This window comes from Actinacidiphila sp. bgisy144, from assembly GCF_057708105.1.
Map to the genome: position 1 here is coordinate 328,435 of NZ_JBYIRM010000003.1, position 26,694 is coordinate 355,128.

Annotated in this window: 2 pseudogenes; both read right to left on the reverse strand. The window is 74.6% G+C overall.

Annotation, left to right across the window (positions count from 1 at the left end):
• Positions 1–73: 73 nt before the first annotated feature.
• Positions 74–20,008 (reverse strand): annotated as a pseudogene (locus tag AC3EVP_RS05720) (type I polyketide synthase); the annotation flags it as partial.
• 76 nt (positions 20,009–20,084) lie between these two features.
• Positions 20,085–26,630, reverse strand: a pseudogene (locus AC3EVP_RS05725) (type I polyketide synthase); the annotation flags it as partial.
• Positions 26,631–26,694 lie beyond the last annotated feature (64 nt).

Here is a 26,694-nt window from a genome sequence, read left to right on the forward strand (position 1 = left end):
TCTGGGGTGAGCCCGCCCCGAGGGGTGCGGGCCGGGACCGGTCGGGCCGGGGCCGGTCAAGGCCGGGCGGGTGTCACTCGAATTCCTCGACGAAGGCGAAGAGTTCGTCGTCCGAGGCGTCGTCGATGGCGGCCGCGCTCCGCTTCCTGCCGCGGTCGCCGGGTTGCTCCCCGACGAGTTCCAGCAGCCTCCGCAGCCGGGCGGTGGCTTCCTCCCGCACCGGCGCGTCCACCGGACCGGAGCGCAAGGCGGCCTCCAGTCGGTCGAGTTCGGTGAGGAGCGGTGCTTCCACCGACTCCTCGGGAGCGAGCTCGGTGCGGAGCCGTTCGGCGAGGGCGGTCGGGGTGGGGTGGTCGAAGACCAGGGTGGCCGGCAGCCGCAACCCGGTCACCGCGCCGAGGCGGTTGCGCAATTCGACCGCGGTCAGCGAGTCGAAGCCCAGGTCCTTGAAGGCCTGCCGGGCCTGCACGCTGTCCGCCGAGGCGTGCCCGAGCACGGCGGCGGCCTCGGCGCGTACGGCGTCGGTCAGCACCCTGACCTGTTCGGCCCGGCTCAGTCCGGCCACGCGGGCGGCGAGTTCGCCCTCGCCGCCGCCGCGGGGGGCGGTGCTCCCCGCGGCGGCGCGCTCGGCGGCCAGCCGGCGGATCTCGGGGATGTCGCGGACCAGCGGCATCTCCAGTTCGCCGGCCGAGCCGGGTGCGGAGCCCAGCTGCTGCCAGTCGAAGTCCATGACGGCGACGTTCGGCTCGGGTCCGTCCAGGGACTCGCCGAGCGCCCGGACGGCGAGCTGCGGGTCCATCGGCGGCATCGGTATCCGGCGCATGCGGGACCGGATCGCCTCGTTGGACTGCGCCAGCCCGGCACCGCCCCACAGCCCCCAGGCGACCGAGAGACCGGCCAGGCCGCGCGAGCGGCGGTTCTCCGCCAGCGCGTCCAAGTACGCGTTCGCCGCGGCGTAGTTGCCCTGCCCCGGGCCACCGAGCGTGGAGGCCGCCGAGGAGAACAGCACGAACGCGTCCAAGTCCAGCTCCGACGTCAACTCGTCCAGCAGCTCCGCGCCATGCGCCTTCACGCCCAGCACGGTTTCCATCCGGGCCGGCGTCAGGCGGTCCACCACGCCGTCGTCGAGCACCGCCGCGGTGTGCAGCACCGAGGACAGGGCCGGGCCGCTGCCGCCGATCCAGTCGAGCAGGCCGGTCAGCGGGGCACGCCGGGAGACGTCGCAGGAGATGACGTCGACATGGGTACCGGCCTCGGCCAGTTCGGCGGCGCGTGCGGCGGCGTCGCCGGCCGCGGGGCCGGAGCGGCCCGTGAGCACGATCCGTTCGGCGCCCCGGCCGACCAGCCACTGCGACAGGTGCCCGGCGATCGCACCGGTGCCGCCGGTGACCAGCACGGTCCCCTTCGGCGTCCAGGACGTACGGACCTCGCGCCGCGGCACCCGCGACATCCTGCGGCCCAGTACCCCGGCGGACCGGATGGCCACCTCGTTCTCGCCGCAGCCGGCCAGGACCGCGACCAGCCGCGTACCGGCCCGTTCGTCCACCGTCTCCGGCAGGTCGACCAGGCCGCCCCAGCGCTGGGGCTGCTCCAGTGCGACGACCCGGCCGAAGCCCCATGCCTGCGCCTGCACCGGGCGGGCCAGCGCCTCCCCCGGGCCGGCCGCCACGGCGCCGCGGGTGGCGAGCCACAGCGGGGCCTCGATGCCGATGTCCCCGAGCGCCTGCACGAGGGCGAGGTTGGCGGCCACCCCGGCGGTCACCACCGGGTGGTCGGGCAGCGGCGTCTCGTCCAGCGCCAGCAGCGACAGCACACCGGCGACGGCGGACGCCTCGGAGTGGCCGGTGAGCTCGGCGGCCAGCGCGTCGCGGTCCGTGGTGCCGGCCGGCACCTCGACCAGTACGGCGTCGGCGCCGCGCGCGGAGAGCGCGGCCGCGGTCTGCTCGGCCGCGCCGCCGTCCGCACCGCCATCCGCACCGGTCGGAGCCACCACCAGCCACCGGCCGGACAGCAGTCCGGCGTCCGGTTCGGCGATGGCGGACCAGGTGATCCGGTAGCGCCAGCCGGCGGTGGTGGAACGGTCCTGCTCGCGCCGCCGCCAGGACGCCAGCGCCGGCAGCACCTCGTGGAACGGGCGCCCGGCGTCCAACGACAATGTCTCGCCGAGCCGGGCCAGGTCACCGCCCTCGACGGCCGCCCAGAAGGCAGCGTCGACCTCGGCGGAGGTCCCGTCCGTGTCGGTCACGGCGCCGGGCACGGGCAGCGCCAGGATGCCTTCCGGCCAGAACCGGCTGTGGCGGAAGGCGTAGGTGGGAAGTTCCACCTGCTGCCCGGCGGGCAGGACGGCACGCCAGTCGACGTCGGCGCCGCGGACGAACGCCTCGGCGAACGAGGTCACCAGGCGGTCCGTACCGCCGTCGTCACGTCGCAACGTCGGGCAGACGGCGGCGGGTTCAGCGCCATGGCCCGCCTCCTGGGCCACGTCCTCCAGGGTGTCGTTCATGGCACCCATCAGGACCGGGTGCGGAGTGACCTCGACGAAGAGCTGGTGGCCGCGGCTGGCCAACGTCCGCACCGCACGGTCGAAGTGGACCGTCGCACGGAGACTGCGGAACCAGTACCCGGCATCCAACTCCTCACCGGTCAGGGTCTCCCCGGTCATCGCCGACACCATCGGAACCCGGCCCCGACGCGGACTGATCCCCGCCAGAACGGACGTGATCTCGTCCTCCAGGCGATCCACCTGCGCCGAATGGGACGCGTAGTCCACCGCCACCATCCGGGCACGGGTGCCCTCGGCCTCGAACTCCGCCTTCAACTCCTCCAGAGCTGCGGGCTCACCCGACACCACCACCGCCGACGGACCGTTGACGGCCGCCAGCGCCACGGTGTCCCCGAACCGGGCCAACCGCTCCTCAACCTCAGCCGCGGACTTACTGACCGACAGCATCCCGCCCGCACCCGCCAACACCTTCAACGACTGCGACCGCAACGCCACCACCCGCGCACCGTCCTCCAGCGACAGCATCCCGGCGACCGTCGCCGCCGCGATCTCACCCTGCGAGTGACCCACCACCGCCTCGGGCGCTACCCCGGCCGCTTCCCAGACCGCGGCCAGCGACACCATCACCGCCCACAACGCCGGCTGCACCACATCAGCCGCCTCAAGCGCCGGAGCACCCTCAGCACCCGCCAACACCTCATGCAGCGACCACTCCACATACGGCGCCAACGCCGCCGCACACTCCGCAAGACGAGCCGCGAACACCGGCGACACACCCGCCAGTTCACGCCCCATCCCCACCCACTGCGACCCCTGACCCGCAAACGCGAACACCGGACGGGTGTCCGCACGCGCCACCCCCGAGACCACCGCACCCGACGGCGTACCCGACGCGAGACTCACCAGGCCGCTCAGCAGAGCGGTGCGGTCGCCGCCGACCACGACGGCCCGGTACTCGAAGACCGAGCGGGTGGCCGCCAACGACCAGGCCACGTCGGCCGGTTGCAGCTCCGGGTGGGCGAGGGTCCACTCGCGCAGCCGCCCGGCCTGTGCCGCCAGTCCGTCCGCGGTGCGGCCGGACAGGAGCCAGGCGCCGGCACCGGAGAGCACGGGGGCTTCCGGTGCGGTGTCCGGTGCCGCGGTGTCGTCGGGGGCGTCGGCGGCGTCCGGCGCGGCGGGGGCCTCCTCCAGGATGATGTGCGCGTTGGTGCCGCTCATCCCGAACGCCGAGACGGCGGCACGGCGCACCCGGCCGTCGGACTGCCAGGGCCTGGCCTCGGTCAGCAGCCGCACCTCACCGGCCGTCCAGTCCACGTGGGACGACGGCTCGTCGGCGTACAGGGTCTGCGGCAACTGCTCGTGCCGCAACGCCAGGACCATCTTGATGATGCCCGCGACGCCCGCCGCGGCCTGCGTGTGGCCGATGTTGGACTTCACCGACCCGAGCCACAGCGGCCGCCCCTCGGGACGCTCCTGGCCGTAGGTCGCCAGCAGTGCGCCGGCCTCGATCGGGTCGCCCAGCCGGGTGCCGGTGCCATGCGCCTCGACCACGTCCACGTCGGCGGCGGTCAGGCGGGCGTTGGCCAGGGCGGCGCGGATGACGCGCTGCTGCGAGGGACCGTTGGGGGCGGTGAGGCCATTGGACGCGCCGTCCTGGTTGACCGCCGAGCCGCGTACGACCGCGAGGACTTCGTGCCCGTTGCGCCGCGCGTCCGACAGCCGCTCCACGACCAGCATGCCGACGCCCTCGGCCCAGCCGGTGCCGTCCGCGTCCTCCGAGAAGGCGCGGCAGCGGCCGTCCGCCGAGAGGCCCTGCTGCCGGGAGAAGTCGACGAAGGTGCCCGGGGTGGCCATCACCGTCGCGCCGCCGGCCAGAGCGAGCGTGCACTCGCCGGAGCGCAGCGCCTGGCCCGCCAGGTGCAGTGCCATCAGGGACGAGGAGCAGGCGGTGTCCACGGTGACCGCCGGGCCCTCGAGACCCAGTACGTAGGACACCCGGCCGGACAGCACGCTGGTGGCGTTGCCGGTCAGGACGTGTCCCTCGGAGCCGGACTCGTCGCCGCGGCCGGCCAGCGTCACGCCGAGCCCGTAGCCGGAGGCGAACCCGCCGGCGAAGACACCGGTGGCGCTCTCCCGCAGCGACGCCGGGTCGATCCCGGCCCGCTCCAGCGCCTCCCAGGACGTCTCGAGCATGAGCCGCTGCTGCGGGTCCATCGCCAGCGCCTCACGCGGGCTGATCCCGAAGAAGCCCGCGTCGAACTCGGCGGCGTCCCGCAGGAACGCGCCCTGGGCGACGTAGGAGGTGCCCTCCCGCTCGCCGTCCGGGTCGAAGACGTTCTCCAGGTCCCAGCCGCGGTCGGTCGGGAAGCCGCCCACCGCGTCACCGCCGGAGGCGAGCAACTGCCAGAACTCCTCCGGGCTTCCGACGCCGCCGGGGAAGCGGCAGGCCATGCCGACGATCGCCAGCGGCTCGTCCGACGGCGCCGCCACCGCGAGGGCGCCGCCCCGGGCGCCGGCGGTGTCCGGCTGCCCGCCGGTCAGCTCACCGCGCAGGAAGGCGGCCAGTGCCATCGGGGTCGGGTAGTCGAAGACCAGGGTCGACGGCAGCCGCAGACCGGTCGCCGCGGCGAGCCGGTTGCGCAGCTCGACGGCGGTCAGCGAGTCGAAGCCGAGGTCCTTGAAGGCGCGCCGGTCCTCCACGGCGTCGGCCGAGGTGTGTCCGAGTACGACGGCGGCCTCACCGCGCACCACCTCCGTGAGGAGGCGCTCCTGCTCGGTCCGGTCCAGCCCGGCCAGCCGGCGCGGCAGTTCGCCCTCGGCGTTCCCGGCGGCGGCCGGGGCGTCGGCCGCGGCGGCCAGGCGGCGCACCTCGGGCAGGTCCCGCACGAGCGGCCTGCGCAGCACGTCCGCGGTCCCCGGCCCGGAGGACAGCCGCGCCCAGTCCACGTCCATGACAGCGACGCAGGTGTCCGGCCCGCGCAGGGCCTCGTCCAGCGCGCGGACGGCGAGCTGCGGGTCCATCGGCGGCATCGCCCCGCGCTCGACCCTCGCCCGCACTGCTCCGCTCGACTCGGCCATGCCCCCACCCGACCACGCACCCCAGGCCACAGCCAACGCGTTCAACCCCCGGGCCCGCCGGTTCTCCGCCAACGCGTCCAAATAGGCGTTGGCCGCCGCGTAGTTGCCCTGCCCCGCGCCGCCGAGCGTCGCCGCCGCGGCCGAGAACAGCACGAAGGAGTCCAGGTCCAGGTCAGCGGTCAGCTCGTCCAGCAGAGCGGCACCCTGGGCCTTGACCGCCAGGACCGTGCGGAGGCGGGCGACCGACAGCCGGTCCACCACGCCGTCGTCCAGCACCGCGGCCGTGTGCAGTACGGACGCCAGCTCCGGACCGGTCGCGCCGATCCGGTCCAACAGCGCGGCCAGCGGGACCCGTTCGCTGACGTCACATGCGATGACCTCCACCGCGGAGCCGGCCTGCGCCAGTTCGGCGGCGAGAGCGGCGACGCCCTGGGCCGAAGTTCCCGAGCGGCTGGTCAGCACCAGCCGTTCGGCACCCTGCTGGGCCAGCCGGCGCGCCACGTGTCCGGCGATCGCACCCGTGCCGCCGGTGATCAACGTGGTACCGCGTGTCGACAGGCCCGTCCCGGACCCTTGCCGGGTGGCGCGGGCCAGCCGGCGGCCGAGGGCCCCGGAGGGCCGCAGGGCCACCTCGTTCTCCCCGCGGCCGGCCAGTACACCGACCAGCCGCGCGGCGGCACGCTCGTCCAGCGACTCCGGCAGGTCCACCAACCCGCCCCAGCGGTCCGGGTGTTCCAGAGCCACGACCCGGCCCAGACCCCACACCTGCGCCTGCACCGGATGCGCCAGCACCTCACCCGGACCCGCCGCCACCGCACCGGACGTCGCGATCCACAGCGGCGCCCCGATCCCCGCGTCGCCGAGCGCCTGTACCAGGCCGAGGGTGGCCGCGACACCTCCGCTGACCTCCGGGTGCTCCGGCAGCGGCGCCTCGTCCAGCGCGAGCAGGGACAGCACACCGGAGATCTCCGCCGCACCCGTCATCTCGCCCAGCAGCGCCGCCAGTTCGGCGCGGTCCACCGTGCCGGACGGCACCTCAACCACCGCGACCTTCGCACCGCGGGCGGTCAGCGCGTCCGCGCACTGCTGCCGCAGCGTCTCCGCCGCTCCGGCCGGCGCCAGCAGCGCCCAAGTGCCGGCCAGGACGCGGGGGTCGGGTTCGGTGACGGGCGACCAGACGGTCCGGTAGCGCCAGTCGGCGGTGGCCGACCGGTCCAGCTCGCGGCGCCGCCACGACGCCAACGCCGGCAGGAGCGTACGAAGCTGCTCCTCGTCCTCCACCGCCAGAGTGTCGGCGACCTGCGCCAGGTCGCCCTCCTCCACGGCCGCCCAGAACTCCGCCTCCGCGGCGGTGGTCGCACTCTCACCACCACCGGCGGCGGCGACCGATGGCATGAGCGGCAGCACACCCTCGGGCCAGAACCGCTGGTGGCGGAAGGCGTACGTCGGCAGCTCCACCGGTGTGGCGGCGGGCAGCACCCGCTTCCAGTCCACCGGAGCACCCTCGACGAACGCCCGGGCCAGGCCCGTCGCGAGGTCGGTCACGCCCTCGTCGGTACGACGCTGGAGCGGCACGAACGCCGGCTCCACACCCTCCACGACGGCCACAGCGTCAGGGCCGAGGGAGGACAGCGAACCGTCCGGGCCGACCTCCAGGAAGACCGTCACCCCTTCCCTGGCAAGGGCCGCGACCGCGTCAGCGAAGCGGACCGCCTGCCGCACCTGCCCGGGCCAGTAACCAGCCGCCGGCTCCGACACCAACTCACCCGTCAGAGCACCCGCCCACATCACCTCCGGACGACTGAACGCGATCCCGTCTGCAACAGCAGCCAGTTCCGTCAGCACCGGGTCCATCGCCAGGGAGTGGAACGCGTGCGACACCCGCAACGGACGCACCCGATGCCCGCGCTCGCGCCACAACTCCACCAGCGCGTCCACCGCTTCGACCGCACCGGACACCACGACCGAGTCCGGACCGTTCACCGCCGCGACCGCGGCCTCACCGGTCACCTCGGCGAAGGAAGCGACAACCTCCGCCTCCGGCGCCTTGATCGACGCCATCGCCCCACCCGACGGCAACTCCTGCATCAACCGCGCCCGCACCGCCACGAGCTTGCAGGCATCCGGCAGCGACAACACCCCGGCGACGTACGCGGCAGCCACCTCACCCACCGAGTGACCCACCACCGCATCCGGCCGCACCCCCGCGGCCTCCAACACCGCAGCCAACGCCACCTCAAAGGCGAACAGACCCGTCTGCGCGTACAACGTCTGATCCGCCAGACCCGCGTCCACACCCTCAACGCCCAGCACGACATCCCGCACGGGAACCGCCGCGCCCAACTCCAACTCCAACAGCCCGCACACCCGGTCGAAGACCTCGGCGAAGAGCGGGCTGGACGCGTACAACTCCCGGCCCATCCCCGCCCACTGCGCACCCTGACCCGCAAAGACCAACCCCACCCGGGCATCAGCCCGCGCCACCCCGGCAACCACCGAAGCCGACGACACACCCGCGGCGATGCCCTGGACCCCCGCCAGCAACTCCCCACGATCCGCGCCCAACACGACCGCACGGTGCTCGAACGCCGTACGCGTCGCCGCCAACGACCACGCCACATCAACCGGCTCCACCGCCGGACGAGCCGCCACCCACTCCCGAAGACGACCCGCCTGCGCCACCAACCCGTCCGCCGAACGAGCCGAGACCACCCACACACCGGCAGCTTCGCCGTCCAGCAAGGGCAGCGCGTCCGGGTCCGTCACAGCCGTGGCGGAGTCACCCTCGGCCGGTTCCTCGGCCGGCGCCTCCTCCACGATGACGTGCGCGTTCGTCCCGCTGATCCCGAACGCCGACACACCCGCGCGGCGCAGACGCTCCCCCGCCGGCCACGCCACCGGCTCACCGAGCAGACGCACTTCACCCGCGGACCAGTCCACGTGCGATGTCGGCGTGTTCACATGCAGCGTCTGCGGCAGTTGCTCATGCTGGAGCGCCAGCACCATCTTGATCACACCCGCCACACCCGCAGCCGCCTGCGTGTGACCGATGTTGGACTTCACCGCGCCCAGCCACAGGGGCCGACCCCCGGCACGCTCCTGCCCGTACGTCGCCAGCAGCGCCTGCGCCTCGATCGGGTCACCCAGCGTCGTACCGGTGCCGTGGGCCTCCACCACGTCAACGTCGGCGGCGGTCAGGCGGGCGTTGGCCAGGGCGGCGCGGATCACCCGCTGCTGCGACGGACCGTTCGGCGCCGACAGACCGTTCGACGCACCATCCTGGTTGACCGCCGAACCCCGCACCACCGCAAGAACCTTGTGCCCCTTGCGCCGCGCATCCGACAACCGCTCCACCACCAGCACACCCGCGCCCTCAGCCCAGCCCGTGCCGTTCGCATCCTCCGAGAACGCCCGGCACCGCCCATCCACCGACAACCCCTGCTGCCGCGAGAACTCCACGAACGAGAACGGCATGGCCATCACCGTCACACCACCGGCCAACGCCATCGAGCACTCACCCGACCGCACCGCCTGCACCGCCAGATGCAGCGCCACCAGCGACGACGAACACGCCGTGTCCACCGTCACCGCCGGCCCCTCCAGACCCAGCACATACGACACCCGGCCCGACAGGACGCTGGTCGAGTTGCCCGTCATCAGGTGGCCCTCGACACCGGCACCGTCCTGGCCGGTCAGGGCCATGCCGATGGCGTAACCGGAGCCGAAGCCGCCGGCGAAGACGCCGGTCCGGCTGCCCCGCAGCGACGACGGGTCGATCCCCGCCCGCTCCAGCGCCTCCCACGACGTCTCCAGCAGCAACCGCTGCTGCGGGTCCATCGCCAACGCCTCACGCGGACTGATCCCGAAGAAGCCCGCGTCGAAGTCCGCCACATCCCGCAGAAACGCACCCGACTCCGTAGACGACGTACCCGACGTCGTGCCGTCCGGGTCGAAGAAGCCCTCCAAGTCCCAACCGCGATCCGTCGGGAACCCACCCACCGCGTCCCCACCAGAGGACAGCAACTCCCAGAACTCCTCCGGAGAACCCGCACCCCCCGGGAAACGACACGCCATCCCCACGATCGCCAACGGCTCCTCGGTCGCCGCAACCACCGTGGCGGCCACCGGAGCGGCCGTGGCGGTTTCGGCGGGACCGGCGAGCGCCTGCTCGCCGACGAGTTCGCCGTGCAGGAAGGCGGCCAGCTCCACCGGGGTCGGGTGGTCGAAGGCGAGGGTGGCCGGCAGCCGGAGCCCGGTCGCCGCGTTGAGCTGGTTGCGCAGTTCGACGGAGGTCAGCGAGTCGAAGCCGAGGTCGCGGAACGCCTGCCGGGCCTGCACCAGGTCGGCCGAGTCGTGGCCGAGTACGGCGGCGGCCTCGGCACGGACCAGGTCGGTCAGTATCCGGTCCTGCTCGTACCGGCTCACACCGGCCAGCCGGGCGGCGAGTTCGCCCTCGGCGCGCGGCGCGGCGGCGGTGCTGCCCGCACCGGCGCGGGCTGCGGCCAGCCGCCGGATCTCCGGCATGTCACGGACCAGCGGCATGTCGAGGACGTGCGCCGTGCCCGGTGCCGATCCCAGCTGCTCCGGGTCGAAGTCCATCACCGTCACCGCGGCGTGCGGGCCGTTGACGGTCTCGACCAGGGCCTCCACCGCGAGCTGCGGGTCCATCGGCGGCATGGCGGTCCGGCGCATACGGGAGCGGATCGCCTCGTTGGACTGCGCCAGCCCGGCACCGCCCCACAGGCCCCAGGCGACCGAGAGACCGGCCAGGCCGCGCGAACGGCGGTTCTCCGCCAGCGCGTCCAAGTACGCGTTCGCCGCGGCGTAGTTGCCCTGCCCCGGGCCACCGAGCGTGGAGGCCGCCGAGGAGAACAGCACGAACGCGTCCAGGTCCAGCTCCGCGGTCAACTCGTCCAGCAGCTCCGCGCCGCGGACCTTCACGTGCAGCACGGAGGCCAGGCGATCCGGGGTCAGGCGGTCCACCACGCCGTCGTCGAGCACCGCCGCGGTGTGCAGCACCGACGACAGGGCCGGGCCGGTCGCCGCGATCCGCGCCAGCAGCGAGGACAGGGCCGGGCGCTCGCTCACGTCGCAGGAGACGAGGTCCACTCGCGTGCCGGCCGCGGCGAGTTCGGCGGCCAGCGCCGCCGCGCCCTCGGCCGCGGGGCCGGAACGGCTGGTCAGCACCAGGCGCTCGGCGCCCCGGCCGGCGAGCCGGCGCGCCACATGCCCGGCGATCGCCCCGGTGCCGCCGGTGAGCAGCACGCTGCCGCGCGGGGTCCAGCCGTCGGCGGAGCCGCGGCCGCGTGCGACGCTCGACAGCCGGCGTCCCAGGATGCCCGCGCGCCGGACGGCGACCTCGTTCTCGCCGCAGCCGGCCAGGACCGCGACCAGCCGCGCGCCGACCCGCTCGTCCACTGTCTCCGGCAGGTCCACCAACCCGCCCCAGCGCTCCGGGTGTTCGATCCCGACCACGCGGCCGAGGCCCCACACCTGCGCCTGCACGGGGTGCGTCAGCGCCTCGCCCCGGCCGGCCGCGACGGCGCCGCGGGTGGCGAGCCACAGCGGGGCCCCGATGCCGGTGTCCCCGAGTGCCTGGACGAGCGCGAGGGTGCCGGCCAGGCCGGCGGTGACCACGGGGTGGTCGGGCAGGGGCGTCTCGTCCAGCGCCAGCAGCGACAACACACCGGCGACGGCGGACACTTCGGCGGCCTGGGCCAGCAGTTCGGCCGTCTCCGTCCGGTCGGCGGTTCCGGCGGGGACCTCGACCCGTGTGACCTCGGCGCCGCGGGCGGAGAGCGCGGCGACACACTGCCCGGCCGTGTCGTCGTCGGCTCCGGCCGGGGTCACCACCAGCCACCGGCCGGACAGCAGCCGGGAGTCCGGCTCGGCGACGGCCGACCAGGTGATCCGGTAGCGCCAGCCGGCGGTGGTGGAACGGTCCTGCTCGCGCCGCCGCCAGGACGCCAGCGCCGGCAGCACCTCGTGGAACGGGCGCCCGGCGTCCAACGCGAGGGTGCCCCCGAGGCGGGTCAGGTCGCCGCCCTCGACGGCCGCCCAGAACGCGGCCTCGACATCGGGGCTCGCACTGCCGCCGCCCGTCGCGGCCAAGCCGCCGGTGGGCAGCGCCAGCATGCCTTCCGGCCAGTAGCGCCGGTGGCGGAAGGCGTACGTCGGCAGCTCCACCTGCTGCCCGGCGGGCAGGACCGACGTCCAGTCCACCGGCGCACCGCCGGCGAAGGCTTCGGCGAGCGAGGTCACCAGGCGGTCCGTGCCGCCCTCGTCACGCCGCAACGTCGCGCAGACGGCAGCGGGTTCGGCGCCATGGCCCGCCTCCTGGGCGACCTCTTCCAGGGTGTCGTTCATGGCACCCATCAGGACCGGGTGCGGAGTGACCTCGACGAAGAGCTGGTGGCCGCGGGCCGCCAACGTCCGCACGGCACGGTCGAAATGGACCGTCGCCCGCAGACTCCGGAACCAGTACCCCGCGTCCAACTCCTCACCGGTCAGGGTCTCCCCGGTCATCGCCGACACCATGGGCACCCGGCCCCGACGAGGGTTGATGCCCGCCAGGACGGACGTGATCTCGTCCTCCAGGCGGTCCACCTGCGCCGAGTGGGACGCGTAATCCACCGCCACCATCCGGGCACGAGTGCCCTCGGCCTCGAACTCCGCCTTCAACTCCTCCAGAGCTGCGGGCTCACCCGACACCACCACCGCCGACGGACCATTGACCGCCGCCAACGCGACAGCGTCCCCGAACCGGGCCAACCGCTCCTCAACCTGTTCGGCAGACCTGCTGACCGACAGCATCCCGCCCGCACCCGCCAACACCTTCAACGACTGCGACCGCAACGCCACCACCCGCGCGCCATCCTCCAACGACAGCATCCCCGCCACCGTCGCCGCCGCGATCTCACCCTGCGAATGCCCCACCACCGCCTCGGGCGCGACACCAGCCGCCTCCCAGACCGCGGCCAAAGACACCATCACCGCCCACAACGCCGGCTGCACCACATCAGCCGCCTCAAGCGCCGGAGCACCCTCAGCCCCCGCCAACACCTCATGCAGCGACCACTCCACATACGGCGCCAAAGCCGCCGCACACTCCGCCAACCGAGCCGCGAACACCGGCGACACCGACGCCAGCTCACGCCCCATCCCCACCCACTGCGACCCCTGACCCGCGAACGCGAACACCGGACGCGCCGCCGAACGGGCCTTCCCCGACACCACCGCACCCGACGGCGTACCGGACACCACGCTCGCCAGGCCGGACAGGAGTTCCTGGCGGCCACCGCCGACGATCACCGCGCGGTGCTCGAAGACCGAGCGGGTGGCCGCCAACGACCAGGCCACGTCGGCCGGTTGCAGCTCGGGACGGGCCGAGACCCACTCCCGCAGCCGGCCCGCCTGCGCGGCGAGCGCTTCGGCGGTGCGCCCGGAGACCACCCAGGCCCCGGCGCCGGCGTCCGGCACGACGGCGACCGCGACCGCCGCCACCGCCGCGGCCTCGGGGTCCGAGGAGTCCCCGGATTCCCCGGCCGCCTCCACAGGCTCCGCCGCGGGGGCCTCTTCCAGGATGACGTGCGCGTTCGTCCCGCTGATGCCGAACGAGGAGACGCCGGCCCGGCGCACCCGGCCGTCGGACTGCCACGGAAGGGCCTCGGTGAGCAGCCGCACCTCACCGGCGGTCCAGTCCACGTGCGAGGACGGCACCTCGGCGTGCAGCGTCTGCGGCAGCTGCTCGTGCCGGAGGGCCAGCACCATCTTGATGACGCCGGCGACACCGGCGGCGGCCTGCGTGTGGCCGATGTTGGACTTCACCGAGCCCAGCAGCAGCGAGCCGCGGTCGCCGCGGTCCTGGCCGTAGGTGGCCAGGAGCGCCTGGGCCTCGATCGGGTCACCCAGCGTCGTACCGGTGCCGTGCGCCTCGACCACGTCCACATCGGCCGTGGTCAGGGCGGAGTTGGCGAGCGCGGCGCGGATGACGCGTTGCTGCGAGGGGCCGTTGGGGGCGGTCAGGCCGTTGGAGGCGCCGTCCTGGTTGATGGCGGAGCCGCGCAGCACGGCGAGGACCTCGTGGCCGTTGCGGCGGGCGTCCGACAGCCGCTCGACCACGAGCATGCCGGCGCCCTCGGCCATGCCCATGCCGTCGGCGTCGTCGGAGAACGCCTTGGAGCGTCCGTCCGCCGCGAGGCCCCGGGCGTGCGAGAACGCCAGGAAGCCGTCGGGGCTGGCCATGATGGTGACACCGCCGGCCAGCGCCAGGGAGCACTCCCCGGCGCGCAGGGCCTGCGCCGCCAGGTGGAGGGCGACGAGCGAGGAGGAGCACGCGGTGTCGATGGTGACCGCGGGGCCCTCCAGGCCGAGGGTGTAGGAGACGCGGCCGGACAGCACGCTGGCGGCGTTGCCGGTCATCAGGTGGGCGCCGAGGCTTTCGAGTTCCTCTTCGTCGGTGACGCTGACGGCGAGGTAGGAGGAGCCGTAGCCGCCGACGAAGGCGCCGGTGCGGCTGCCGCGCAGGGTGGCCGGGTCGATCCCGGCGCGCTCCAGCGCCTCCCAGGACGTCTCCAGCAGCAGGCGCTGCTGCGGGTCCATCGCCAGCGCCTCGCGCGGGCTGATCCCGAAGAAGCCGGGGTCGAAGGCGCCGGCTTCCTGGAGGAAGCCGCCGACCTGGGTGTAGGAGGTGCCGGCGTGCTCGATGTCCGGGTTGTAGAGGGATTCGAGGTCCCAGCCGCGGTCGGTGGGGAAGGTCGACAGGCCCTCGGTGCCGTCGGTGAGCATCTGCCACAGCTCATCCGGGCTGGTCACGCCGCCGGGGAAGCGGCAGGCCATGCCGACGATCGCGATGGGCTCGTCGGCGGCGGACGCGGCGAAGGTCTCCGGGACGGCAGTGGCGGCGTCCGTGAGGTCGTCGGCGAGCTGCTCCCGCAGGTGTGCGGCAAGTTCCACCGGGGTGGGGTAGTCGAAGACCAGGGTGGACGACAGGCGCAGGCCGGTCGCCGGGTTCAGCCGGTTGCGGAACTCGACGGCGATCAGCGAGTCGAAGCCCAGGTCGGTGAAGGGCCGGCCGGCCTCCACGGCGTCACCGGAGGGGTGGCCGAGGACGGCGGCCGCGTGGCTGCGGACCAGGTCGAGCAGGAGCCGGTCGCGTTCGGGGCCGGTCAGCGCGGACAGCTGCTCCCGGAGTTGCTGGGCTGCGTCGGCGCCGGCCGCGGCGGTGGCGCCGGCGGCGGAGGTGACGGCGGCCCGGCGCGGGGCGAGGTCGTCGGCGAGTTCCGTCCACAGGGTGGGGATACCGGTGGCGGCGGCCTGGGCCCGCAGCCCGGCCTTGTGCAGGCGGGCCGGAACGAGGACGGCCTCGGGGCGGTCCAGGGCCAGGTCCAGCAGGGTCAGGCCCTCGTCCTCGCTGAGTGCGGCGAGGCCGGAGCCGGTCATGCGGCGGAGCATCACCTCGTCGAGGTCCCGGCCGATGCCGGCTTCCGGCATCCAGGGGCCCCAGGCCAGCGCGGTGCCGGCCAGTCCGGCGGCCCGGCGGTGGCCGGCCAGGGTGTCGAGGAAGGAGTTGGCGGCCGCGTAGTTGCCCTGTCCCGCGCCGCCGAACGCGGAGGCCACGGAGGAGAACAGCACGAAGTGGTCCAGGTCGCTGTCGCGGGTCAGCTCGTGCAGGTGCCAGGCGGCGTCGACCTTGGGGCGCAGCACCGCGGCCACCTGCTCGGCGGTGAGCGAGTCGACGAGGCCGTCGTCGATGATGCCGGCGGTGTGCACGACCGTCCGCAGGGGGCGGCCGGCGGGGATGCCGTCCAGGACGCGGGACAGCGCGTCGCGGTCCGCGGCGTCGCAGGCGACGACCCGCACGTCGGCGCCGTGCGCGGCCACGTCGGCGGCCAGTGCGGCGACGCCGGCGGCGGCCGGTCCCGAGCGGCTGAGGAGGAGGGCCTCGTCGGCCCGGCCGGTGGCGGCGAGGTGCCGGGCGACGACGCCGCCGAGGGTTCCGGTGCCGCCGGTGACCAGTACCGTGCGCGGGCCCGCGGTCTCTCGCGTCCCGGGGCGGTCGTCGGAGGCGGGTCCGCCGGTGGGGCGGACCATGCGGCGGACGTACGCCTGCCGTTGCCGTAGGGCGAGTTCGGGTTCGCCGACGGCCAGGGCGGCGGGCAGCGCGGCGGTGTCGGCGGCGTCACCGTCGGCGGGGAGGTCGGCGAGCACGAAGCGGCCGGGGTGCTCCATCTGGGCGGAGCGCAGCAGGCCCCGTACGGCGCCCGCCGCCGGGTCGGCGACGCGCTCGCCGGGGTGCACCGGGACGCCGCCGCGGGTGAGCAGGACGAGCTGTGCGGGCTGCAACTCCGATGCGGCGAGCCATTCCTGAAGGAGCGTCAGCGTATCGGTGGTGACGCGCCGGGCGGCCGCGGCGACACCGCTTCGGTCCGCCGGGACGGACGGGTCGTCGGCCGCGCCGCCGCTGAGGCAGGCGAGCACGGTGCGCGGCACGATGGCGCCCGCGGCGGCGGCCGCCGCGAGTTCGGCGACGCCGGGGTAGGTGCGCACCGGTGTCCCGGCGGCGTTCAGCTGCTCGGCCGCGGCGAAGCGGTCGGCGCCGATCAGGGCCCACTCCCCCTGCTGCGGCGGGTGCAGGGCGGGGTTGGCCGCGCTGCCGCGCGAGCCGCCGCGCTGCTGCGGGAGCCATTCGACGGTGAACAGGGCGTCCCGGACCCAGGCGTCGTCGGCCCGCACCTGGTCGGCCAAGAGCGGCCGGGTCGCGACGGAGTCCACCGACAGCACCATGGTGCCGGCGGTGTCGGCCGCGGTCAGCGCCAGGGTGCCGTCGGCGTCCCGGCGCAGCCGGACCCGCAGCACGGACGCGCCGGCGGCGTGCAGTTCCACGCCCCGCCAGGCGTGCGGCACGCGGATGCGGTCCGGTCCGGTGGCGTTGTCGCGGCCCTGGGCCGGCCCGGCGACGGAGTCGGCGAGCAGGGCGGCGTCGAGCAGCACCGGGTGGATGCCGTAGGTGTCGGCGGCGCCGGCGTCCTCCGGCAGCGCCACTTCGGCGAACACGTCGTCGCCGCGCTGCCAGACGCCGCGCAGGCCCTGGAGCGCCGGGCCGTAGACGTCGGCGAGCCGCACCGTGTACAGGTCGGCGACGTCCAGGGCGCGGGCGTTGCGCGGGGGCCACGCGGTGAGGTCGGCGGGGGTCCTGACCGGCTGCCGCGCGGGCATGCGGCCGGGGGCGACGAGGGCGGTGGCGTACCTGACCCAGCTGTGCTCCTCCTCGGAGCGGTCGGGGCGGGCGAAGACGTCCACCCGGCGCCGGCCGTCCTCGTCCGCGGCGCCGACGAGCACCTGGATCTGCGTGCCGGCACCGTCGGCGGGGAGCGTCAGCGGCTCGTCCAGGGTGAGTTCGGCCAGCACCGGGCAGCCCGCCTGGTGGCCCGCGCTGACCACGAGTTCCACGAAGCCGGTGCCGGGCAGCAGCGCCACCCCGCCGAGGGTGTGGTCGGTCAGCCAGCTCTGGGCGCGGGCGGACAGCCGTCCGGTGCACACCAGCTGGTCCTCGCCGGCGAGTTCGACGACGGCGCGCAGCATGGGGTGGCCGAACGCTTCCAGCCCGAGTTCGGCCGGGTCGCCGGCGCCGTGCTTCACGGTGCCGGGCAGCGACATCATGCCCTTCGGCCAGTACCGCTGGTGCCGGAAGGCGTACGTCGGCAACTCCACCTGGGTGGCGGTGGGCAGCACCGACCGCCAGTCGACGGGGGCGCCGTGCACGAAGGCCCGGGCCAAACCCGTCTCCAGGCCGGTCACGCCCTCGTCGGTACGGCGCTGGAGCGGCACGAACGCGGGCTCCGCGCCCTGCACTTCGGCGACCGCGTCCGGGCCGAGGGAGGACAGGGAGCCGTCCGGGCCGACCTCCAGGAAGACGGAGACGCCTTCCCTGGCAAGGGCGGCGACGGCGTCGGCGAAGCGGACCGCCTGCCGTGCCTGCGCGGTCCAGTACCCGGCGTCCGGGTCCGACACCAACGCACCGCTGAGGGCGCCTGCCCAGAGCACCTTGGGCCGGCTGTGCTCGATCCCCTGCGCCGTGGCACCGAGGCCGTCGAGTACGGGGTCCATGGCGGGCGAGTGGAACGCGTGCGACACCCGCAGCGGCCGCACCCGGTGACCGCGCTCGCGCCACAACTCCACCAGCGCGTCGACCGCTTCGACCGCGCCGGACACGACGACCGAGTCCGGACCGTTCACCGCGGCGACCGCGACCTCACCGGTCACCTCGGCGAAGGAAGCGACAACCTCCGCCTCCGGCGTCTTGATCGACGCCATCGCCCCACCCGACGGCAAGTCCTGCATCAACCGCGCCCGCACCGCCACGAGCTTGCAGGCGTCCGGAAGCGACAACACCCCCGCCACATACGCGGCAGCCACCTCACCCACCGAGTGACCCACCACCGCATCCGGCCGCACCCCCGCGGCCTCCAACACCGCAGCCAACGCCACCTCAAAGGCGAACAGGCCCGTCTGCGCGTACAACGTCTGATCCGCCAGACCCGCGTCCACACCCTCGGCGCCCAGCACGACATCCCGTACGGGAACGGCCGCACCCAACTCCGTTTGCAGGAGCCCGCACACCTGGTCGAAGACCTCGGCGAACAGCGGGCTGGACCCGTACAACTCCCGGCCCATGCCGGTCCACTGCGATCCCTGGCCGGCGAAGACCAGCCCGACCTGGACGCCGGAACGCGCGACTCCGGAGACGACCGAGGCCGACGACGCACCCTCGGCGACGGCCTGCGCCCCCGCCAGCAACTCCCCACGTTCCACACCGAGTACGACCGCGCGGTGCTCGAACGCCGTACGCGTCGCCGCCAACGACCACGCCACATCGGCCAGTTGCAGCTCCGGACGGGCCGCCACCCACTCCCGCAGCCGGTCCGCCTGCGCCGCCAGCCCCTCCGCGGAACGGGCCGACACCAGCCAGGCGCCGGCACCGGGCAGCAGCGGTTCCGCGGTGCGGCCGCCGTCCTCCTCTACTGCGGCGGCGTCCGGGGCGTTCTCGCCGTCGGCCTCCGCGGGCTCCTCGGCCGGCGCCTCCTCCACGATGACGTGCGCGTTCGTCCCGCTGACGCCGAACGAGGAGACGCCGCCGCGGCGGGTGCGCTCCCCCCGGGGCCAGGGCCGGGCCTCGCGCAGCAGCTCGACGTCGCCGGCCGACCAGTCGATGTGCGGCGAGGGCTCCTCGGCGTGCAGCGTCCGCGGCATCCGCTGGTGCTGCAGCGACAGGACCAGCTTGATCACGCCCGCGATGCCGGCGCCGGCCTGGGTGTGGCCGATGTTGGACTTCACCGAACCCAGCCGGACCGGCTGGTCCGCCGGCCGGCCCTGACCGTAGGTGGCCAGTACGGCCTGCGCCTCGATCGGGTCGCCCAGCGTGGTGCCGGTGCCGTGCGCCTCCACCAGGTCGATGTCCGCGGTGGACAGGCGGGCGCTGGCCAGCGCGGCGCGGATGACGCGCTGCTGGGACGGGCCGTTGGGCGCGGCGAGGCCGTTGGAGGCGCCGTCCTGGTTGATGGCGGAGCCGCGGACCACGGCGAGCACCGGGTGGCCGTTGCGGCGCGCGTCGGACAGGCGCTCCACCACGACCATGCCGGCGCCCTCGGATATCCCCATGCCGTCGGCGTCGGCGGAGAACGCCTTGCAGCGGCCGTCCTGGGCAAGGCCGAGCTGCTTGGAGAACTGGGTGAACATCACGGGGACGGTGGTGACGGTGACGCCGCCGGCCAGCGCGAGCGTGCACTCCCCGGAGCGCACCGCCTGCACCGCCAGGTGCAGCGCGACCAGCGACGACGAGCAGGCGGTGTCCACCGTCACCGCGGGGCCTTCCAGGCCCAGCGAGTAGGAGACCCGGCCGGAGATGACGCTGGTGGAGGTCCCCGTCATCAGGTGGACGTCCAGGTCCTCGTCGGTGCCGAAGCCGTAGCCGGACAGCGACGCGCCGGCGAACACGCCGGTCTGCGAACCGCGCAGGGAGTTCGGGTCGATACCGGCCCGCTCCAGCGCCTCCCAGCACACCTCCAGCAGCAGCCGCTGCTGCGGGTCCATGGCGACGGCCTCGCGGGGGCTGACGCCGAAGAAGCCGGCGTCGAAGCCGCTGGCGTCGTCGACGAAGCCGCCCCGGAGGCGGCGCGTGCCGCCGTCCGGGTCCGGCTCCGTCAGCTTCTCCAGGTCCCAGCCGCGGTCGGTGGGGACGTCGACGATGCCCTCCTGGCCGGTGGCCAGCAGGTTCCAGAAGTCCTCCGGGCTCGCGACTCCGCCGGGGTAGCGGCAGCCGATGCCGACCAGGGCGATGGGCTCGTGGCTGCGCTCCTCGACCTCACGCAGGCGCTGCCGCGTGTGGTAGAGGTCGGTCGTCACCCACTTGAGGTAATCGCGGAGGGCCTCTTCATCTGCCATCGGATGTCACCAGTCCAGTTCGTGAAACGCGTACGTGCCGTCCGCACCTGACGTGGGCCATTTACCGGCCGAGTTCCCGGTGGATGAACTCGAAGATCTCGTCGTCCGAGGCGGAGCCGATCTTGTCCGCGACCGCCTGGCTCCCCTGCGGGGCGCCGGTCTCCTTCCACTGGGCGAGGAGACCCTGGAGACGCTCGGTGACCAGGTCGTACGTCTTCTCGTCCGGTGCCGTGCCGGTGAGCAGCGACCCCAGCCGGTCGACCTCCTCCACCAGGGACGCCGGGCCCGTCTGCTCCTGGAACTCCTCGTCCCACAGGTGGCCGGCCACCGCCTCGGGGGTGGGGTGGTCGAACAGCAGCGTGGCCGGCAGTTGCAGGCCGGTGGCGCCGCTCAGCCGGTTCCGCAGCTCGACGGAGGTCAGCGAGTCGAAGCCGAGGTCGCTGAAGGGGCGGGTGGCCTCCACGTCCTCCGGAGCGGCGTAGTCGAGGACCGCGGCGGCCTGCGCCTGCACCAGCCGGACCAGCGCCCGGTGCTGCTCGGCCCGGGGCAGACCGGCCAGTTCCTCGCGGAGCGAGGCGCCCGCGGCCGGGTCGCCGGCCGGTTCCGCGGCCTCCTCGGCCAGGGCCGCGGCGACCTCGGGCAGGCTCTCGATCAGCGGGCTGGACCGGCGCAGCGTGAAGGGCACGGCGAACCGCGACCAGTCCACGTCCACGATGGTCGTCGGCCCCTCGCGGCCGTCCACGAGCTGGGCGAGCGCCTGCACCGCGAGGTCGGCGTCCATGAGGGCCACCCCGCCGCGGGCGAGCCGTCCGGCGGTCTCGTCGTCGGTCATGCCGCCCCCGCCCCACGGGCCCCAGGCCACGGAGGTCGCGGCCAGGCCCTGGGCCCTGCGGCGTTCGGCGAGGCCGTCGAGATAGGTGTTGGCGGCCGCGTAGGCGGGCTGCACGACGCTGCCCCAGACCGCCGAGATCGACGAGAAGAGCACGAACGCGTCCAGGTCCAGGCCGCGTTCGCGGGTCAGCTCGTCCAGGTGCCGGGCGCCCGCCGCCTTGACGGCCAGGAGCGCGTCAGTCGCGGCCAGGTCGGCTTCCGCCACCGGCACGGTCTCCCCGATGCCGGCGGTGTGCAGCACCGCGGAGAGCGCGGGGCCCTCCGCCGCGATCCGGTCGAGGGTCCCGGCCACCTGGGCGCGGTCGCTCACGTCGCAGGCGAGGACGTCCACGCGGGCGCCGCCGGCGGCCAGTTCGGCGGCGCGCGCGGCCACGTCGGCGGCGGCCGGGCCCGACCGGCTGGTCAGCACCAGCCGCTGGGCGCCGCGGCCGGCCAGCCAGCGCGCGCTGTGCCCGGCGATGGCGCCGGTGCCGCCGGTCAGCAGCACGCTGCCCCGCGGGCTCCACTCCCGCTCCGGCGCCGCCGGCAACGCGGCGTGCAGCAACCGCCGGCCCAGCACGCCCGCCGCACGGATCGCGACCTGGTCCTCACCGCAGCCCGCCAGCACCCCCGCCAACCGCGCGGCGATCCGGCCGTCCGCACCGTCGAACACGGCCGGGAGATCCACGAGGCCACCCCAGCGCTCCGGGTGCTCCAACCCGACCACCCGGCCCAGGCCCCACACCTGCGTCTGCTCCGCGCGCACCGGCTCATCACCCGGCACGCCCACCGCCCCGCACGTCGCCACCCACAACGGCGCCCCCACACCCGCGTCCCCCAGCCCCTGCACCAACCCCAGCGTCGCGCCCAGCCCCACCGACACCGACGGGTACCCCTCCAACGGCGCCTCATCCACCGCCAGCAACGACAACACCCCGGCGAACCCGCCCTCCGGCACCGCACCCCGCACCAGCTCCGCCACCGCCTCCCGGCTCGCGGCGCCGGCCACCTCCACCACCACGACCTCGGCCCCGCGCGCCTCCACCACCGCACGGCACTGATCCGCCAGCCCACCACCGGCACCACCTGCCGGAACCACCAGCAACCACCGACCTGACAACACCCCGCCCACCGGATCGGCCACCGGAACCCACGACACCCGGTAGCGCCATCCCTCCGTCACCGACCGCTCCCGCTCACGCCGCCGCCAGGACGCGAGCGCGGGCAGCACGTCATGCAGGTGGCGCTCGTCCTCGATGGACAGCGTCTCCGCGATCCCCGCCAGATCACCACCCTCCACCGCCGCCCAGAACCGGGCCTCCGCCTCCGACGACGCACCATCCCCGCCGACGACGGGCGCCGCACCCGCCGACTCCAGCCAGTACCGGCGCCGCTGGAACGCATACGTCGGCAGATCCACCGTCACACCGACCGGTAGCACCCGCCGCCAGTCCACCGGCAGCCCGCCGACATGCGCCTGCCCGAGGGACGTGAGCAGCCGCGCCGACCCCGCGTTCTCCCGCTCCAACGTCCCCACCGTCAGAACATCCGCGGCCCCCGCGTCCTCCGCCGTCTCCGCGACCGCCGCGGTCAACACCGGATGCGGCGACACCTCCACGAACGCCCCGTACCCGGCAGCCAACAGACTCCGCACAGCACCCTCGAACTGCACCGTCCGCCGCAGATTCGCAAACCAATACCCCGCATCAACCTCCGCGCCGGTCAACCACTCACCGGTCACCGTCGAGACCATCGGCACCCGACCGGCGCGAGGCGCGATACCGCTCAACTCGCCGTGCAACTGCTCCGCCAACGGCTCCACCGCCGGAGAGTGCGCCACGAAATCCGTGGACGGAATACGCCACCGCATCGCCCTACGCGCGGCCAACTCCCGCTCGAAGTCCGCCAACGCCTCCGGCGCACCGGAAACCACCACCGCGGCAGGACCGTTCACCGCCGCCACCGACAGACGACCCTCGAAGCCGTCCACCAACTCCTGCACAGCGCCCACCGGCATGACCACGGACACCATCGACCCGGCCACCGCCAACCCCGACAACGCACGCGAACGAGCCGCCACCACATGGGCCGCGTCCTCCAACGACAGCATCCCCGCCACCGTCGCCGCCGCGATCTCACCCTGCGAATGACCCACCACCGCGTCCGGCGACACGCCTGCGGCCTCCCACACCGCAGCCAGAGCAACCATCACCGCCCACAACGCCGGCTGCACGACCTCCGCAGCCTCCAACTCCGGGGCACCCTCCACACCCATCAGCACGTCACGCAGCGACCACTCCACATGCGGAGCCAGAGCCGCCTCACACTCCGCCAGACGAGCGGCGAACAACGGGGAGGCGCCCAGCAGTTCACGCCCCATCCCGATCCACTGCGTACCCTGACCCGCGAACACGAACGCCGTACGACCCGCCGGGCGGGCGGTGCCGGTGACGACCGACGGCGCCCCGGTCCCCGCGGCCAGGCACCGCACCCCGTCCACGAACCCGTCCCGGTCACCGGCCACCACCACCGCACGGTGCTCGAACACCGAACGCGTCGCCGCGAGCGACCACGCCACGTCCGCCGGTGCCGGCTCCGGCCGTTCCGCGGCCCAGTCCCGCAGGCGCCCGGCCTGCGCGGCGAGCCCCTCCTCCGAGCGGCCCGACACCACCCACGCCGCCACGTCACCCGACGCGAGAACGGCGGGGTCCGATGCGGGAGCCTCGTCGGCGTCCACCCGTGGAGCCTCAACCGGTTCGGTGTCCAGCGGTGCGGCGTCCTCGGCGGGGGCCTCCTCGAGGATGAGGTGGGCGTTGGTGCCGCTCATGCCGAACGAGGAGACGCCGGCCCGGCGCACCCGGCCCTCCGCCGTCCAGGGTTCCGCCCCGGTGAGCAGTTGGACGTCGCCTGCGGTCCAGTCGATGTGCGGGGAGCGTTCGGCCGCGTGCAGCGTCTTCGGCAGCGTGCGGTGCTGGAGGGCGAGCACCATCTTGATGACGCCCGCCGCACCGGCGGCGGCCTGCGTGTGGCCGATGTTGGACTTGATCGAGCCCAGCCACAGCGGCCGCCCCTCGGGACGCTCCTGGCCGTAGGTCGCCAGCAGCGCCTGCGCCTCGATCGGGTCGCCCAGCGGCGTGCCGGTGCCGTGCGCCTCCACCACGTCCACATCGGCGGCGGTCAGACCGGAGTTGGCGAGCGCGGCACGGATGACGCGCTGCTGCGAGGGGCCGTTCGGCGCCGTCAGGCCGTTGGACGCGCCGTCCTGGTTGATCGCCGAACCCCGCACCACCGCGAGGACCTTGTGGCCGTTGCGCCGCGCGTCCGACAGCCGCTCGACCACGAGCATGCCCGCGCCCTCGCCCAGGCCCATGCCGTCCGCGCCCGCCGAGAAGGGCTTGCAGCGGCCGTCGGGGGCCAGCCCCATCTGCTTGCTGAACTGGTCGAACAGCAGCGGGTTGGCCGCCACCATGACGCCGCCGGCCAGTGCGAGGGAGCACTCCCCCGAGCGCACCGCCTGGCAGGCCATGTGCAGGGCGACGAGGGACGAGGAGCACGCGGTGTCCACGGTGACCGCGGGGCCCTCCAGGCCGAGCACGTAGGAGACCCGGCCGGACACCACGCTGGTGGAGATGCCGGTCACCAGGTGGCCGTCGAGTTCCTTCTGGACGCCAGAGCTCCAGCCGTAGCCGGAGGCGGAGGCGCCGGCGAACACGCCGGTGGCGGAGCCGCGCAGCGAGGCGGGGTCGATCCCGGACCGCTCCAGCGCCTCCCAGGCCACCTCCAGCAGCACCCGCTGCTGCGGGTCCATCGAGACCGCCTCACGCGGGCTGATCCCGAAGAAGCCGGCGTCGAAGCCGCTCGCGTCGTAGACGAAGCCGCCGGAGCGGACGGGGCCCGGGGCGTCGCCCTCGCGGTCCTCGATGACCCAGCCGCGGTCCGCCGGGAGGACGGAGACGGCGTCGACCCCGGCGGTGACGAGGTTCCACAGCTCCTCCGGGCCGGTGGCGCCGCCCGGGTAGCGGCAGGCCATGCCGACGATGGCCAGCGGTTCGTCCGCGGGCCCGGTCGGCGCGGGCGTCCCGTTGGAGCGGGCGGCGCCTTCCTGGTCGGCCAGGTCGGCCGTGTCGGCGAGTTCGGCGAGCAGGAAGTCGGCGGTCGCGGCCGGAGTGGGGGCGTCGAACATCAGCGTGGCGGGCAGGTGCAGGCCGGTGGCGCCGCTCAGCCGGTTGCGCAGTTCGACCGAGGTCAGCGAGTCGAAGCCGAGGTCGCTGAAGGCACGGGTGGCCTCGACCTCGCCCGGCGAGGCGTAGTCGAGCACGTCGGCCGCCTGGGTCTGGACGAGGGTGACCAGGGTCCGCTGCTGCTCGGTGCGGGACAGTCCCGCGAGCTGCTTGCGCCAGGACGCCGAGGAGTCCGGTCCGGAGTCCGCGGCGCTGCCCGCGGAGGCGTCGGGCCGCTCCCCGGCCAGTGCCTTCGCGACGTCGGGGAGGTGCTCGATCAGCGGGCTGGGCCGGCGCAGGGTGAAGGGCGGCGCGAACCGCTCCCAGTCCACGTGGGCGACGGTCAGCTGGGGTTCGCCGGCGTCCAGGACCTGGGCGAGCGCCTGCACGGCGTGGTCCTGGTCCATGACGATCAGGCCGCGGCGTATGCCCTGGGCCGCGCCCTCCTCGTCGGTCATGCCGCCGCCGCCCCAGGAGCCCCAGGCCACCGAGGTGGCGGGCAGGCCCTGGGCCCTGCGGTACTCGGCGAGGCCGTCGAGGAAGGTGTTGGCGGCGGCGTAGGCGGGCTGGAGGCCGCTGCCCCAGGTGGCGGAGATCGAGGAGAACAGCACGAACGCGTCGAGGTCGAGGGCGCGGGTCAGTTCGTGCAGGTGCAGCGCGCCGGCCGCCTTGGCGGCGAGGACGGCGTCGGTCTCGGCGAGGTCGGTGTCCTGCACCAGGGTGGCCTGGTTGATGCCGGCGGTGTGCAGCACCGTGGTCAGGGCGGGGCCCCGCGCCGCGATGCGGTCGAGGGTCCCGGCCGCCTGGGCGCGGTCGCTGACGTCGCAGGCGAAGACGTCGACCTGGCTGCCGCGGGCGGCAAGTTCGGCGGCGCGCGCCGCCACTCCCGCGGCGGCCGGGCCGGAGCGGCTGGTCAGCACCAGCCGCCGGGCACCGCGGCCGGCCAGCCAGCGGGCCACGTGCCCGCCGATGGCGCCGGTGCCGCCGGTGACCAGGGCGGTGCCGCCGGGCGTCCAGCGCCCGGCGTCGCCGACCGGGCGGTCGGCCCGGCTCAGCCGGCGGCCGTAGATCCCGGACGGGCGGACGGCGGCCTGGTCCTCGCCGCAGCCCGCCAGCACCGCGCAGAGCCGCGCGGTGACCTGGGCGTCGTCGTCCTCGTGCCCGTCGAACCCGGCGGGCAGGTCGACCACGCCGCCCCAGCGGTCGGGGTGTTCCAGCGCGGCAACGCGGCCGAAGCCCCACGTCAGGGACTGCACCGGGGACACGGTCGCCTCGCCGGGAGCCGCGCTGACCGCGCCACGGGTCAGCACCCACAGCGGCGCGTCCACCCCCGCGTCACCAAGAGCCTGGACCACCGCCAACGTCCCCGCGAAGCCACGCGGCACCGCCGAGTGTCCAGGCACCGGCGACTCGTCGAGAGCAAGCAGCGACACGACGCCCGCCGGTGCCGCCGCGTCCTGGAGCACCTGACCCAGTACGGCGCCCACCGCCGCACGATCCACGGCCGCGGCAGGCACACGGACGACGGTGGTGTCCGCGCCACGCGCGGCAAGTGCCGCCGCACAGGCACCCGTCAGGCTG